The organism is Desulfonatronum lacustre DSM 10312, assembly GCF_000519265.1.
Lineage (GTDB): Bacteria > Desulfobacterota > Desulfovibrionia > Desulfovibrionales > Desulfonatronaceae > Desulfonatronum > Desulfonatronum lacustre.
On record NZ_KI912608.1, the window covers coordinates 1677533 to 1693958 of the forward strand.

The 16426-nt window shown below is 60.8% G+C and carries 10 protein-coding genes; all 10 read right to left on the minus strand.

Annotated features, from left to right (window positions below):
* Window positions 1–3 precede the first annotated feature (3 nt).
* Window positions 4–2451: a response regulator gene (locus DESLA_RS21620; RefSeq protein WP_051434495.1), complete on the minus strand. Its 2448-nt coding sequence runs from the start codon at window positions 2449–2451 to the stop codon at window positions 4–6.
* 7 nt (window positions 2452–2458) lie between these two features.
* Complete coding sequence (locus DESLA_RS19410) at window positions 2459–3565, minus strand: ABC transporter substrate-binding protein (protein ID WP_035261550.1); 1107 nt, start codon at window positions 3563–3565, stop codon at window positions 2459–2461.
* A gap of 228 nt (window positions 3566–3793) precedes the next feature.
* Window positions 3794–4189 carry a response regulator gene (locus tag DESLA_RS0107910; RefSeq protein WP_028572034.1) on the minus strand — a complete coding sequence of 132 codons (396 nt, stop codon included), beginning with the start codon at window positions 4187–4189 and terminating at the stop codon, window positions 3794–3796.
* Window positions 4186–7677, minus strand: coding sequence for a hybrid sensor histidine kinase/response regulator (locus DESLA_RS0107915; protein ID WP_035261553.1), 3492 nt, complete (start codon window positions 7675–7677; stop codon window positions 4186–4188). The genes DESLA_RS0107910 and DESLA_RS0107915 overlap by 4 nt, the downstream gene beginning before the upstream one ends.
* 8 nt (window positions 7678–7685) lie before the next feature.
* Window positions 7686–8876 carry a response regulator gene (locus DESLA_RS19415; protein ID WP_051434496.1) on the minus strand — a complete coding sequence of 397 codons (1191 nt, stop codon included), beginning with the start codon at window positions 8874–8876 and terminating at the stop codon, window positions 7686–7688.
* Window positions 8873–11026: a chemotaxis protein CheA gene (locus DESLA_RS0107925; protein WP_028572036.1), complete on the minus strand. Its 2154-nt coding sequence runs from the start codon at window positions 11024–11026 to the stop codon at window positions 8873–8875. Before DESLA_RS0107925 ends, DESLA_RS19415 begins: the two co-directional genes overlap by 4 nt.
* A gap of 401 nt (window positions 11027–11427) precedes the next feature.
* Window positions 11428–11790: a response regulator gene (locus DESLA_RS0107930; protein WP_028572037.1), complete on the minus strand. Its 363-nt coding sequence runs from the start codon at window positions 11788–11790 to the stop codon at window positions 11428–11430.
* A 5-nt stretch (window positions 11791–11795) separates the two neighbouring features.
* Window positions 11796–12125: an STAS domain-containing protein gene (locus DESLA_RS0107935; protein ID WP_028572038.1), complete on the minus strand. Its 330-nt coding sequence runs from the start codon at window positions 12123–12125 to the stop codon at window positions 11796–11798.
* A 199-nt stretch (window positions 12126–12324) separates the two neighbouring features.
* Window positions 12325–14295 carry a methyl-accepting chemotaxis protein gene (locus tag DESLA_RS0107940; protein WP_028572039.1) on the minus strand — a complete coding sequence of 657 codons (1971 nt, stop codon included), beginning with the start codon at window positions 14293–14295 and terminating at the stop codon, window positions 12325–12327.
* 5 nt (window positions 14296–14300) lie between these two features.
* Complete coding sequence (locus tag DESLA_RS19420; protein ID WP_051434497.1) at window positions 14301–16406, minus strand: methyl-accepting chemotaxis protein; 2106 nt, start codon at window positions 16404–16406, stop codon at window positions 14301–14303.
* Window positions 16407–16426: the final 20 nt, after the last annotated feature.

A 16426-nucleotide genomic window follows, 5' to 3' on the forward strand; every position in this document is an offset into this window, starting at 1 on the left:
CGGTTACCGACTGGTGTCAGGCGAGGCCGTTTTGTCCGATTGCCGAGCAGCCTCTTCATGCTTCTCCTCCAGCAGTCCCCGCACCATTCCCAGCAATTCCTCCAGTTTGTACGGCTTGGTGAGCATCCCCGAGGCTTTTCGCAGTTCTCCGTTGTCCCGGACACCGACATAGCCGCTGGATATGATGACCTTGGCCTTCGGGTCCCGCTCCCGCAACGCCAGCAGCAGGGCCTCGCCGCCCATGCCCGGCATGCCCACGTCCGTGATCACCAGATCGATCCTCTCCCGGGCATGCACCTCCAGGGCTTCCAGGCCGTCCGCGGCCTGGAAGACCTCGTAGCCGTGGGCGGTCAGCAGTTCCGCGGTCACTTCCCGGATCATCTCCTCGTCGTCCACCATCAGGATCTTCACCCCCGCGGAGGACGTTCGGAACGCCTCGGACCCGGCCCGCGGATCCGCTTCGGCACCTCCCAAGGATTCCTCCGGACTATCCGGGGCGGCGTCCCGAACCGGCTCCAGGGCCGGCAGCAGCATGGTGAAAGTCGTCCCCTTGCCCGTTTGGCTGGCGCAGGCAATCATGCCCTCGTGATCCCGCACGATCCCGTAGACCATGGACAATCCCAGACCGGTGCCTTTGCCCACTTCCTTGGTGGTGAAAAAAGGTTCGAAAATGTGTCGCAGCGTCGTTGCATCCATTCCGGCCCCGGTGTCGGACACGGCCAACCGGACATGCGGTCCCGGCGACAGCCCCAGGTATGCGGCGGCCTGTTCCGGGCTCAACTCCACGTTCCGGGTTTCCAGCCGCAGGTCCCCCCCCTCGGGCATGGCGTCCCGGGCGTTGTTGGCCAGATTGACCAGGACCTGCTCCATCTGCACCGGGTCCGCGGAAACGTCGGCCAGATTCGGATCGGCATCGATCTCGATCCGGATCGTGTGCGGCAGGATGCGCCCGAGCAGCGCCACCACGTCCCGGATATCGTCGTTCAGGTTGTGCCGTATCCGCCGCGACTCTCCTCTCCGACTGAAGGTCAGCAACCGCTGCACCAGTTCCGTGGCCCTGTTCACGGTCTGAGCGATGCGATTCAACCCCGTTCGGACGGACTCCCGGCAATTGGTTGGACAAACGTCGCCGCAGGACATTCGCAGCAGTTGGACATGGCTGGAAATGGCTTGGAGCATGTTGTTGAAGTCGTGGGCAATGCCTCCGGCCAGGGTGCCCACGGCCTCCATCTTCTGGGATTGGCGCAACTGCTCTCCCAGCCGCTCCCGTTCCTCCTCGACCCGACGCCGTTCCTCCACTTCCCGTCGCAAGTACTCGTTGGCCGCCTGAAGATCAGCGGTCCGGCTGTCCACCAGCTCCTGCAAGTGAGCTTGATAATGCTTGATTTCTTGATCCGAAGCGGCCAGAGCATCCGCGGTTCGGTTCAAGGCCCGGCCCAGTTCGCCAATCTCATCGCGGCCCAGGTCGGGCAACGGAACGTCGAACACTCCTTGGCCCAGCCTGCGGGTGGCCTGGACCAGGGTCGATATCCGGCGCTTGACATGCCCGCTGAGTAACGCGGCCAGCATGACGACCATAACCAGGGAGAGCAACGCGCTCATGCCCAATCCCATGCGCAGCCGGGCCAGGGCGGGGTAGGCCCGGGCTGTCGGCTGGGTCAGGACGAGGCTCCAGCCGGTCTGGATCAGCTCCTGGGAAACACCATCCACGGGGGCTACCACGGCCACTTTTTCCATGTCCGTGTTGATATGGCCCACCCAACTCTCCCTTTCACCCACCGACTCGACCAGGTCCGTCAAAGGCAACGGACGCAGCACCTCCTCGTCCGAAAAGCTGGAAGCCACCACCAACCCTCGATGGTCCACCAGCCGGGTCCGTCCCTCCGGACCAAAGGATACCTGGCTCACGATCTCCCAGATCCGCTCCATGGCGATCTGGCCGACCAAAACGCCCCGGACGGGACCGTCCTTAAGCTCTCTGACCGGAACCGCCACGGTCATCACCACCTGGTAAGGATGAAGTTGGGCATGGACGTTGGAAACAAGGCGATCTCCATCGCGAGCCCCCTGAAACCACGATGTGGAGGCCCAGGCGCCGCGGTAGGAATGATGGACCGAGGTCCGCACCTCGCCGTCCAGGTCCAGCAGCGTCAGATCCAGGATCATGGGATAAAACCGATCCGTCTTGCCCAGTTCAGCCGCCAATTCGTTCATGGTCGCCCGCTCCGAGACGAGCACGGGATTTTCCGCAAGCAGATAAATGGCGTTGCCGGCATCGTTCACGGCCCGGTGAATTTCCCGACCCACTTCCGTGGCCAGGGACACCAACTGCATTTGGGTGGACGAACGAACCGCGTCATCCACCCGAAGCAGGGAGAAGCCGCCCAGAATTCCCAGGGGCGTCAGGCCGACCAGCAAAAAAAGAAGCAGAACCTTGGTGCGCAGGGCCATCCTGTTCTCACATCCCGGACAGCAGCTCGGCCCAGAGCTTCATCCGCGAACTCACGGACTCCGATGAGCCGAAGTCACCGAAATACGTGCATCGATCCCGGACACTTTGCGGCGGATGGACCACCGGAGATTCCAGGACCTCGGGGTCGATGAATTCCCGAGCCGCCAGATTGGGCGTGGCGGACCAGAGTTCACCGGCGATCTCGGCCATGATTTCCGGGGTGTGCACGAAATTGATGAAGGCATGGGCCGCGTCCGCGTTACGAGCCAATACGGGCACCACGAACACGTCCACCCAGGCCGCGCAGCCTTCCAGAGGAAACCCGAAGGCCAGGTCCGGGTTTTCCTCCAGGGCCATCAGCGCGTCGTTGCTGTAACTCTGCGCGGCCCAAAGCTCTCCGGAGGCCATTTTGTTCAGAATCTCCGTGTCGTGCAGATAGCCCGCCAGCAAGGGGCGCTGCGCCAGCAGCGCGTCGCGGACCTCGCCCAGATGCTCCGGCTCGGGATTGAGCGGATGGCCCAGCATCATGCTTGCCGCGCCGATGACCTCAAAGGGGTTGTTGAGCATGGCCACCCGGCCGGCAAGGCTCGGCTCCCAGAGCACGGACCAGGAATCCGGAGACCGGTCGACGTGGCGGGTGTTGACCACCACCCCGGTATAACCCTCCAGGTACGGGGCCTTGTAATCTTCCCCCATGATTTGCAGCTTGGCCATGATTTCCGGATCAACATGGCGCAGATTGGGCAGGAGTTCCCTGTTCAACGGCGCGAGAACCCGGCCCCAGACCAGCTCACTGGCCGCGCTTTCGCTGAGAATGATCAAATCCGCCTCCAGCGAACCGGACAGCAACGCGCCGACCATCTCCTCGTCGTCCTCATAGGTGCGCAGTTCCACCTCTATGCCCGTGGCCCGCTGAAACTGGTCCAACGTGTCCCGGCCCAGGTACTCCTCCCAATTGTAGAGCACCAGTCGGGCCGACCCGTGCTCGGACTGAACCGCCGCTTCCCGCTCCGGGGACTCGGTGCAACCGCCAAGGCCCAGGCCCAAAAACCAGCATGCGGCCAGGGCCAGCATGCGCCAAACACCGCCGAAGATTGCTGAACGATCCTTCATTCTCTCCTCCTCACTTGCCCGGCCAGTCGCTTATTCCTTTTTGCTTCCAAAATGCACTATCAGGTCGACTTCACATTTAGAGTCAGATCGAAATCGGTATCGAAATCGAAATCGAGAAAAACAAGTACGTCATTGAATAACGGCAATTCCGATTTCGATTTCGATTCCGATTTCGATTTCGATACCAAGCACGCCCTGGATATATGTGTCGTGATGAGGAACGGCGGGCTATTCCAGGTTCAACGAGCGCAGCGCCGTGTGCACGGATTCGCGGTTCACCGGCTTGGTTACGTAAACGCTGGCCAGCCCTTTGAAAAAGGCCTGACAGACATTTTTCTGGTCCTCCAGGCTGGAAACCACGATCACCCGCGCCTCCTTTCCCGGCTCGACCCGTCGTTCCTGCTCAATGGCCCGAATCCGCTTCAGAGCCTCGTGGCCGTCCATGACCGGCATCATCAGGTCCATCAGGATCACATCGTAGGGTTCCCCCAGATTCAAGGCCTTGATCACGGTCAACACGGCTTGATCCCCGTCTTCAACCGCATCGCAGGGGCCAAAGGATTCCATGATTTTTTTCAGTTTGCTCCGACTTACCAGTTCATCATCCACCACCAGGCTTTTCATTTCATCCTCCTCTCCGCGTACGCCAAGAGCCGGCGATATGCCTCTCGCAACCGTTCCAGGACCGCTTGACCGTCCGCACGTTCTTTCGCCGGTTCTTCGGCCAGTTCTTCCCTTCGACCGATCCGTTCCATATCCCTGGCCGCCCCGGCCAGTTCCTTCGCCAGCAGATTGGCGGCTCCGCCTTTGATGGCATGGGCCTGCTCGACCAGGCTTCCGTGATCCCCCGAGACCAGAGCCTCTTCCATCACCGGTATCTGCCGGGCCACATTGTCCAGAAACCCTTGCAGGACCTCCTCCAGCAGTTCAGCATCCCCTTCGAATTCCTCCACGGCCCGTTGATAATCCATGGGCTCGCCACTGGAATCGGTCGTTTCAGGCTGGGTCGTGCTAGGCAGGGTCGTTTTAGGCTGAACGGAAACCAAGACAGCCTTTGCCTCCACCTCCGGCGACCCGGGCGTCCCGATCCACTTGGCCACCATGGCCAACAACTCCTCCCGCCGCATGGGCTTGGTCAAATAATCGTCCATCCCCGCAGCCAGGCACTTCTCCCGATATCCCACCACCGCATGGGCGGTCATGGCGATGATTGGAATTCTGGGATACTGGGATGCTGGAATGCTGGAATACTGGGATGTTGGGATGTTGGGATGCTGGGATACAGTTTGTGCGGAATTCGTCTCCCTGGAATCATGGCCGGAGAAATATGAAATGCCAAGGTCGCTCTTCTGATCAATTCCAGCATTCCAGGATTCCAGCATCCCAGCATTTTCTTCTTCCAACTTCCTGATCTCCCTCGTCGCGTCCCAGCCGTCCATGATCGGCATTTGCACGTCCATCAGGATCAAATCGTACGGCTTCTTTTGAAAGGCCCGGACGGCCTGGAGGCCGTTTTCAGCCACGTCCACGACGTAGCCCGCTCCGTACAGGTGGTGCAGAGCCACTTGCCGATTGGTGGGGTAGTCCTCCACCAGGAGAATCCGGCCCTGGGACGTGCTGGATGTTGGAACGGTCATGACGCCGGGCGGAGATTCCGTATCCTTTCGTGGCGTGGGTGCGTCCAATTCGAAAGGCTTTTGGAGCTCCAGGACAAAGCTGAAGGTGCTGCCCTGGTTCTCCACGCTTTCCAGGAAGATAATTCCGCCCATTAATTCCACGAATCGCTTGCAAATGGCCAACCCCAGGCCCGTTCCGCCGTATTCCCGTGTCGTGGAGCCGTCCACCTGAGTGAAACTTTCGAAAATATGGGCGTGTTTGTGCACCGGAATTCCGATGCCCGTGTCCCGGACCTCAAATCGAACCCGAGCCGTGTCGTCGCGAATCTCCAACAAGTCCGCGGAAATCGACACTTCCCCGGCATGGGTGAACTTGATCGCGTTCCCGCCAAGATTCAGCAATACTTGGCGCAACCGGCCCGCGTCTCCCAACAGGGACGAGGGGATTTCCGGGGTGACGCGAGAGGTGAACCGCAGCCCTTTACGCCGGGCCAGCACGGCCAGGGACTCCTCCACCTGACGGAACACGGCCCGCAAATCAAAGACCGTCGATTCCAACTCAAGATGCCCGGCTTCGATCTTGGAGAAGTCCAGAATGTCATTGATGATGCCCATCAACGCTTCGACCTCTCCGGAGATGGTCCGCAGGGCCAGTTGCGGAGGAACCGTGCTCCCCTTGCCCCGCGCAAGCTCGGCCATGCCCATGATCGCGTTCAGCGGGGTCCGGATTTCATGGCTCATATTGGCCAGAAACTGACTCTTGGCCCGTGTCGCTTCCTCGGCCTGGGCCAGAGCGGCATCCAACTCAAGGTTCTTACGGGTCAGCTTCCGGGCCGAATCCAACATTTTCTCTTCGACTTTTCGACGATCCGTGACATCCAGAATGAATCCATCCAGAAAAACGGTCCGCCCTTGCGCGTCCCGAACCTCACCGCCTTTTTCGTAGACCCAACGTTCGCCCCCGTCACGATGCAGCACCCGGTACTCCACTTCCCACGGAACGCCGTCGGCGACGGCCTGGGCCACGGACCGGACGACATATTCCAGGTCGTCGGGATGGATGACGTCCCGATGGTTCAGAGCGGGACTCGGACCTAAAAAATCTCGCGCCGAAAAGCCGATGATCGCCTCGACGGGATCGCTGACGAACAGCAAGGCGCGTCCCTTTCCGGCATCCCGACGGTAGGTGGCGCCGGGAATATTGTCGACCAGGGACTGGAATTGGTTGCGACTGTCCCGCAAGGCTTGGGTCCGCTCGGTGATCAGTCGCTGGAGCTGTTCGCGGCGATGGACCATTACGCCCACCACCAACCCGACGGCCCCGGTCATCATCAAACCGGACAGGGCCGCCAGCCAGCCGACCATGATCGGATTGAGCCTCTCAAAGACCCGGGTCGGACGGACCTCCAGGGCGTAAGTCTTGTCAAAGGCCATCACCGGCCTGGTCAGGGCGAAAGAGGCGTACCGTCGCGAACCGCCGTGCTCCGCGGTGGTTCCCAGCAATATTTTGCCCTGGTCCGGATGCAGTTGATAAAAGTTGATGAACGTCAGGGACTCGCCGCCGGCCCCGGAATCCGCGTCCAACGCGCCTTGAACCAGGGACTCCGCGTCGACGAGTTCAAGCAGGGAGGCCAAGCCGGGACTTTCGCTTTCGGTAAGATACTGGAAATTGTCGAGAATATTGGCCGACTTGACGTCGGCCAGCAAGGAAAAAGTCTTGAAATGGTTTCGATATTCGGCTCGGTGCAGGGTCCGGGAGACGGCCACGGTCAGGATGAGTCCGACGAGTACGGTCAGCACGGCTTCCAGAGGGAGCCCGGCTTTCCGGGCTTCGGCCTCCCGCTCCCGACGAGCGGCCAGCAGCATATATCCGATCATCAACACGGCGGCCAGAACCAGGGTCATCACAGCCGGAAAAATTCCGGCCCGCATCGCGGACCACCGCCAGTCCCCGGCCTCCACGTCGATGCCCGTCACGGCCAGCAACGTGCCGTCAGCCGGATCAATCAGGGGAACCAGAGCGCTGACCCAAGTCCCCCAGCGGTCGGTTTCCGGTCCCTCCATCAAAGCTCGGCCCGTGTCAAACATGCTCAGGAGTTCGTCCGTGGCTTCCTCGTAGACCTGCCCGGGCAGGGAGGGCTCCCAGTCCGTGTCCGGTTCGGAATCCACAAAAAAAAAGGCCGTTCCGTCATCGTGGCGGCCCATCAGGTAGAGCCATTCCCAACGGTGGTCGACCAACTTGGTCAGCCACAGGTGCTCTTTGAGCCGGGCGTACTGGGTCGTTTCCAGGTCGGACCGATCCCCGGAGAGGCTTCTCACCCAGTCCGGCTTCAAAGCCTGGGTCACCAACCGGGCCTGGCGCAACAAGTCCTCGCGCATCATCCGATCGGCAGTGCGCACGGACCACCAACTGAACAACAACCCGACCGTCAAAACAAAAGCCAGGACGACCATCGGACGCGGCCCCGGAAGAACACGCCAGGAGGTTCTCTTCATAAGTGGAATCAGGGCCGTCGAACTGCCAGGACCTCGTGCATCACCTCTCCCAGCTTCGTCGTCTCCACCGGCTTGGTCACGAAGGCGTCCATGCCCGCGGCCAGGCAGCGCTTGCGATCATCGGGCATGACCATGGCGGTCAGGGCGATGATGGGGATATCCTTGTTGATGTCGGGCCTTTCGCCGGAACGGATGATCTTGGTCGCTTCCAGACCATCCAGCACGGGCATGGAGATGTCCATCAGCACCAGGTCGAATGTCGCCCCGGCCAGGGCTTCCAGGGCTTGCTCGCCGTCCTCCACGGCGACCACCCGGTGGCCGTGCTTGCTCAGGAGTTGTTCGGTCATGAACCTGTTGACGGGCTCGTCCTCAACCAGGAGGATCGAGAACGGACCGCCAGGCGTGTCCGAAGCCGTCGGTCGAACCGCATGCCTCGGCAGGGGCAGGGAAACGGAAAAGGTGCTTCCCAGGTACAGATCACTGTCCACGACGATGTCGCCGCCCATTTTCTCCACAAGTTCACGGGCCACGGCCAGTCCCATGCCCAAACCGCCAAAGCGCCTGGAATGCGGCCCGGTGACCAGCTTGTTGAAGATCACCTCCTGGCTCTCCCTGGGCACCCCGATACCGGTGTCCGTGACATTGATGCACAGGACCGGCTTCCCGATCTTCCCTCGGCCGCAGTCGAAATGCACCAGCACCTCGCCGTAGTCCGTGAACTTGACCGCGTTGTCCACCAGCGCACTCACCACCTGGGCGATCCAGTCCGGAACGCCGTGCAGGGTCCCGGAGACGTCCTGGCCAACGTGCATGAAAAAATGCAGTCCTTTATCAAGGGCTTTCTTTTTCTGGGCATGCAACCGGGGCAGGATATCCTGGACAATGGTAAAGTCGACGTGGTCTTCGTCCTCCGTCTCGGACCGCAACTGGGAAAAATCCAGGATCTCGTTGACCAATCGAAGCAACTGGGACGTGGATTGGTCGATCATGGACAGGTAGTTGGCTTGGGTCGCGTCCAGTCCGGTGCCGGACAGCAGTTCGGTCATCCCCATGATCGCGTTCAACGGGGTCCGCAACTCGTGACTGATCCGCCCCAGAAACTCATCCCGCACCTTGGAGCTCTCCTCGGCTCCCCGCCGAGCCTGCTCAAGCATCCGCTCCAGTTTGGCCAATCTGGCGGAAATTTCTTCGCTGTTCATATTGGTTGGGTCCCCTCACACTGCACGGCATTCCGCACCGCGGCGCCGATCAAGGCTTGGACGTCCAGGATCAGGGCCATGGTGCCGTCTCCGTTGATGGTCGCTCCGGAGATGCCGTCCAGTTCGCGGTATACGCGGCCCAGGCTTTTGATCACGGTCTGATGCTGGCCGATGACCTTGTCCACCACCAGCCCGACGCGCTGCTCCTGAACATTGACGACCACCACTTGCTCGATGGCCTGCAACGCTCCCTGTTGGTCGAACCAGTTGCGCAGGCGGATGAACGGGACGGCTTCTCCGCGCAGATTGATCATTTCCCCGTTCTCGCCGAAATTCGACTTGAAGCGGTCCAACTCGACGCATTCCTCCACCGAGGACAACGGAATGACGTACTGTTCCTGGGCCACCTCCACCTGCAACCCGTCGATGATCGCCAGGGTCAGCGGGAGCTTGATCAGGACGCTGGTGCCTTTGTTCGGGACGCTCTCCAGCTTGATCACCCCGCGCAGGGCGTCGATGCCGCGCTTGACCACATCCATGCCCACGCCGCGCCCGGACACGTTGCTGACCTGCTCGGCGGTGGAAAACCCAGGCAGGAAAACCAGTTGCAACACCTCGTCGTCCGAAAGGGCGGAATCCGCGGTGATGAGCCCTTTTTCCAGGGCCTTGGCCCGGATCCTGGCCGGTTCGATGCCCGCGCCGTCGTCCATGATCCGGATCAGGACCTCGCCGCTGGCATGCTCGGCGGAAAGGGTGATCCGGCCTTTGCGCGACTTGCCCTTGGCCTGCCGCGCTTGCGGCGACTCCACCCCGTGGTCGATGGAATTGCGCAAGAGATGGACCATGGGATCGTTGAGCTTCTCGATCACGTTCTTGTCCAGCTCGGTTTCTCCGCCCTGGGTGACCAGCTCGATTTCCTTGCCCAGTTCCTTGGAAAGGTCCCGGACCAACCGTAAAAATTTGTTGAAGGTGCTGCCGATGGGCAGCATCCGGATGCCCAGGGTGTTGTCCCGCAACTCGTCGCTGAGCCGCTCCAGTTCCTCGGCCAGGCTGGCCAGGGCCGGGTCGTGGCGCTGGGTCACGAGTTGGGTCAGCCGGGCCTGGACGATAACCAGCTCGCCCACCAGGTCCCCCAGCTTGTCCAGCTTGGCGGCCTCCACTCGGATGCTGGTCACCGCCTCCTTGTGCTCCATCCGAGGTGCCCGAACATCCCGCATCACTTCCTGCTCGGTCAGGGCCGCCTCCAGCCCTTGGGAGCTGACCAGTCCGGCCTGGGTCAACAATTCGCCCAAGGGCCGCTGCTGCTTGAGAATCGCTTTGAGGTCCTGGATATTCACGTCTCCGCGCTCGACCAAAATCTCACCCAGCCGCTTGCCTACATGGGTCACGTCGTCCGGGTTGACCGTCTCCACCTCCTGGATGGTCAGTTCGCAGTCGTCCTCCACGAAAATGAACACGTCGTGAATGGCTTCCCTGCCCCGCGACGTCACCAGAATCATATCCCACCACGTGTAGCAGGACACCGGGTCCATTTCCTCCAGCCTGGGGATGTTTTCGGTCCGGGCCACGATCTTGCAATTGCCCAGCTCGGCCAATTCTTCCAACAAGGCCAAGGGGTTGGTTCCGGTCAAAAAAATGCGGGCATCCGGCTTGAAGCTAATCCGGTACACTGTGGAAAGCTCATCGGTCGAACCGCTCGCCTCCGGCCCTTCAACGTCCGTCTCGTCGGCGGTCGACCCGGTCGGCCCTTTTCCGGCTTGCGTCAGGAACCCTCGCAACCGCGCGACGATCCGCTCGGACTCGCCTTGACAGGTAGACGCGTGGCATCCGTCCTGGTGCAGCATCTCCAGAATCAAGTCCCGGGATTTGAGGGTCAAATCCAGCAATTCCGAAGTGACGCGCAATTCGTCGTTGCGGACCAGATCGAACACGGTTTCCAGTTCGTGGGTGAACATGGCGATGTCGTCGAAACCGAACATCGCACCGGAACCCTTGATCGTGTGCATGGACCGGAATACCCGGTTGATCAGTTCGCGATCCTCGGGGTCGGACTCCAATTCCAACAGGGCGTCTTCCAGGTCTCCCAGCAGTTCCCGAGCCTCTTCCAAATAGGCTTCTTTGGCCTGCTGCATCTGCTCATCACGACTCATGGCGTCATCTCCCTTCCGTCTTCACACCCGGACTCCAACCTTTCCCCGTGCAACAAATCGGGATGGTTCAGAATTGGTTGACAAATCGCAACGCCTTCTTTCCGGCATTCGTTCGGTGTAGGGGCGACCGGCCGGTCGCCCCTACGGCCTGAACATGGACAACCGTACACGAATGTGCCAACCGATTTTCCTGACAAAACGAACCATCCCAATAAATCCATGGCGTAACGACTCAGTACATTTTGCGTCCGCTCTTGCGCCGGCAATCGGGGTCGGTATCGGAATCGAAACAGGACAAATTTTGAACGCATCCCCACATTTTCGATCCCGATTCCGATTCCGATACCGACCCCGGCAACAGAATTACTCAATGCTGAGTAGTTACTCCATGGCAAAAAAGACTACCTGACGACCTTCTTCACCACGGCCAGCAATTGCTCCGGCTTGAACGGCTTGACGATCCACCCCGTGGCCCCGGCTTCCTTGCCGACCTGCTTCTTTTCAACCTGGGACTCCGTGGTCAGCATCACGATGGGAACGAACTTGTAGTTGGGCAGGGCCCGGACTTGGCGGATCAACTCGATGCCGTCCATGTTCGGCATGTTCAAGTCCGTGATGATCATGTCCACGGGCCCGGACAGCTTTGTCAGTGCGTCTTTTCCATCCACGGCCTCGACGACCTCGTAGCCGGCGTCCTTCAGAGTAAAGCCGACCATCTGACGAACGCTGCTGGAATCATCCACGGTCATAATTCGCTTGGACATACTCATTAAGCTCCTTTCCTAAAAATCCCGACGACATGCCGGGGAGCAAAGCCTATCCACTCCGCTTTCGTCATGACGTGCTCCGGGATGTTCACGAAATGCAGTCCATTCGACCCCATCGATTTAGTCGCTGAACCGAGGACCTGAAAAAAAGCCAAATCCACGTCTTCCAGGCCTTCCAAGTCGACATGGAGCGCGACTCCGATATCCGTCGCCTGTTCGAGAAGTTGCGTAAATGCCTGGTGCAGCTCCTCGGCTCCTTCCACCCCCCAGCGCCCGGAAAGCTTCAGCACCCGGGTCGTGGGTTCCGGAATGGATATCTCCCATTCTCCCATAGCTTGGCTCCTTCTGATACGTCCGCTTTGCATTCGACATGACACAGATAATCAGATCATGTTCGGTATCGAAATCGAGATCGGAATCGCTCTCGACGTCCTTCAATAATGTACTGTTTTTTCTCAATTTCGATACCGATTTCGATTTCGATTTCGAGCCTGACACCAATGCGTAGTTGATCCGGTCACTACAAAATCGTCAAAACAATTCCACGTTGTCGCCGAAATCTTCCTTGCGACGTTTGTCGTCCTTGCTCTCGGATTCAAGATCGTCGAACAACTCCACGCCGTCGTCGCTTTCAAACAACTCCACGTAGTTGTCACCGAACAGTTCAACGGCATCGCCGTCGCCGAACAGCTCGACACCGTCATCATCGCCGAACAACTCCACGTCGTCGCTTTCCGCCGCGGCGGCCTCGCCGTGCTCTCCCCCCAGATGGACCATGCGCTCGGCTTCCATGGTATATCGGGCCAACAGTTCCTTCAAACGCTCGGGTCGCCTGGACGGATCACAGTCCGCCGAGGATTGGACCAAGGCCTGGTCCGCGAGCTGCTCAAAGGTCCCCCTGGCCCGGGTCAAGTCCTGAAGCACGTCATGGTGAAAAGTGATCCCTTCAATCTGGGCTTGAAGGTCTTGACACAGAACGTCTCCATCGGCCCGAATTTCGTCGAACATGTCCATGGTTTGCCGGTTCAGGTTGCGCAAGCTGTTGATCATTTCCTCCAGCCGCCCCATCATTTGCTCCATCCGCCGGGCGTCCGCGGAAACGTCGGACAGCTTTTGCAGTTCCAGGGCATGGTCGGCTATGGCCCGCAATTCCCCGGCCACCTCGTCGGTCACGGTCCTGGCGTCCATGGACAGGCGCTGAATGGCCCCGGCCAGAACGCCCAGGGCCAGCCCCTCGTCGCCGGTGTGGGCCGCCTGGACGCTGGCGTTCAGGGCGATCAGCTCGATCTCCGAGCCCACTTCCTCGATGTTCCCGACAAACCCGGCCATCTGGGCCACGGTCTCGGCCACCCGGACCATGATCGCGCCCAGTTCCTCGCTCTTGGCCCCGAACCCGCGCATGAAGTCGATTAAATGGTGGACATTGGCCCCAATCTGGTCCAGCACATTCCGGCTGGAATCCCCTTCGGAACGCAGCATTCCGCCCAGGTCCCGGTTCAGGCCGTTCACGGTCTCGGCAATGCTGGACAAGTCGGCGATCAGGGTGTCGATGGCCTGTTCAAAGGCCTTGCTGCAATGGCTTAGCTGGGAGGCCTGCAAGGAACAGACATCCGCGATCCAGCACGCCGTCTCCTGCATTCTCTGGTGATCGGCCTCACTGGTTCCGTTCTCCGCTTCCTCGCCGAGCATCCGGACCATGTCTTCCACGGCCTCGCAGACGTGCTCCACCTGCTGCCGGGTGATGTCGTGAAACTGGAGGGAGGCGACAATGGAGCCGACATGGCGGCTGACCTCTCCGGTCCGCCTGGACAATGTCCGCGAAGCGTCGGCGGAATGCTCGGACAGGCGGCCCAGGGTCGCCAAGTTAGCCTGGCCGCTGCTCAGGGCCTCCTCGGTCACGGCCTGTTGTTCCCGGACCAGGGTGTCGGTCCGGACCAGGGCCGAGGAAACCTGTTCGCCCAGGTGCTTGGCGTCGGCCTGGATCTTGGCCCAGTGATCGATGATGTTCCGGCCCAGGCTGTCCACCTGCCCGGCCAGATTCATGAACCCCCGGCCCTTCTCCCCCAGCCGGGCGCTTTCGATCCGCGTGGTTACGCCGAGCATTTGCAAAGTGCGGACGATTTTGCGGAAACTGCCGGTGCGTCGCTCCAGGGAACCGATCAGCTCCACCACCTGCTCCAGCCGATGCAGATCGTCCCTTCGGCAGGACAGGCCGCAAACCGCATTGATCTGGTCCAGCTCGCCGCCCAGGGTCTCGACGATCTGGACGATCTCTTGGCCGGCGGTCAGTTCGGTCAGGGCCGCGGCTTGCTTGGCCATGGCCTTGGACTTGGACGAAAAGGCCTGGATGTCCGCGCCCAAGGCCAAAAACGCCTCTTCCCGATCCGGAATGACCCGGGCCACATCGCGGCCCAGAGCCTCCAGGCTCTGGGCCCACTCCCGGGCATGTTCCGGAAACCGTTCCGGATTAAAGCCGGAATGCGTCGTCGATTCGGCAGCCATGGCGGTTACTTGTGGAACCGGATTTCCGCCCTGGCCGTGTGCTCGTCCAGCGGCTTGACCGTCACGTCCACCCGTTCCTTCATGAACTGGGCCGCGCTCTTCAAAATGCCCTCGAAGTAGTCGAACAGCCCGCGCTTGGAGCGGTAGTTCATGAACAGTACGTCGCCCTTGTCCTCATAGGTGAAGTTGGGCGGCTTGATGCCCGGATGATCCTTGGTCAGCTGGGCGTGGATGTCGTTCATTTTCAGATAGAAATCCTTGAGATTCTTGGCGTTGAAATAGCGCCCGTACATCTTGTGAAACTGAGGCACGGTGTACATCCCCAGGCCTATGAGCACATCCCGCTTGCTCTTCTTGGTGATCCGGCTGACGATCCCGGCCATTTGCTGCAAGACCTGATCCGGATAGCTGGCCGTGGGCAGGAAGACCGGACTGCCCAGTTCTTCTTGCAGCTTTTTGTAAACGTCCTGGCCGAATTTCTCCTTGACGAATTCCTGCATCAGCTTGGGCAGCACCCCTTTCATCTGCCCTTCCGAAGCCGCCAGTTTGCTCATGTCCGACCCGGCTCCGCTGAATTTCTGAGAGGCGGAAAGCAATTCCTGAGCCAATTGAGCCAAGTCCCGGGTGGCCGCGGCGGTCTGGCCCGCGCCCTCGTCGGCTTCATGGGCGATCTGGGCGATGCCCTCGATGCTGTGGTTGATTTCTTCCGCGGCGGCGGACTGCTCTTCCGCGGCGGCGGCGATCTGGGAGACCTGGGAAACCACCTCCTCTACCCGCTGCATGATCAAGCGCAGGGATTCGCCGGCCTTATTGGAGAGTTCGGTGCTTTCCCGGACCTGGCGCTCGGTCTGTTCCATGGAGGCCACCGCGTCCTTGGACCGACCCTGGATGGTCAGGACGGCGTGCTCCACTTCCTTTGTCGCGGTCATGGTCTTCTCGGCCAGCTTGCGCACTTCGTCGGCCACCACGGCGAACCCTCGCCCGGCGTCTCCGGCCCGAGCCGCTTCGATGGCCGCGTTCAAGGCCAAGAGATTGGTCTGGTCCGCGATATCGTTGATCACGTTGATGATCTTGCCGATGGCCCCGGCCTGTTCATTGAGCTGGGTCAGCACCTGGGCCAACTCACGGGCCGAACCGGCCACGCCGTTGATCCCGGCCACAGCCTTTTCCACCAGCACCACCCCCTCGCTGGCTGAAGCCTTGGCTTCTTCGGCCGCCTGGGAAGCATTGGACGAATTCTTGGCCACCTCCAGAACCGTGGCCGCCATTTCCTCCATGGCCGTGGCCACGGAATCGGTCTGCCCCTTTTGCTGCATGGCTCCTCGGGCCTGCTCGTCGGCCGAGGCCGAAAGCTCCTCCGAGGCCGAGGCCACACGCTGGGACAATTCGTTGATCTCCTCGCCTAAAACCTGGCGCTTGCGGTTCTCATCCTCCAGGCGATCCCGTTGCTCCTTCATGGCGCCCATGTCCATGCACAGCAACACAAAACCGCTCAGCGGCTCCGCGCCGTCCCGCACCGGAGCCAGCACGCAGCGCACGGACCAGGCTTTCCCATTGGCCAGCTTCAGGGAAAGCTCCGCGTCCAGCGCCCGTCCTTCGGCCAACGCCGTTTCCAGCTCCACCGCCGAGGCAGCTCCGCCGGAAGAGCCGAACAGGACATCCTTCAGCGGTTTGGTCCGAATCTGGTCTTCGGTTTTGCCCAGAACCGCGCAAAAGGCCGCGTTGGCGGAGACGATCCGCCGCTGGGCGTCGCAGAGCAGCACCGGGGCTTTCAGGTCGGCCAATCCCTGGCGCAGAAAGCGGACGTCACGCCGGTTGTCCTGGACCGCGCGGACCAACCCGCCGAGCAACCCGTCCACGCCGCCGGATTGCTCCAAGGCTTCCAGGTCAACAGGCTTGCCGTCCGCCACGGCCTCCGCGGCCTGCACGGCCAGAGGTGAGGGCTTGCCCGCGGACGAGGTCGCAAAAAAGGCCGCCCAGCCCAGCGCCACCGCGCCGAAACCGAACAGCCACCAAAATTCCGACCACTGCGCCGCGGCGAAAAAACCCAGCGCGACAATGCTCAGCCCCCAAACCATGACTCGCGGATTCACCTGATTCGTTCCCGCCATATTGTTGCTCCTTTTGATCC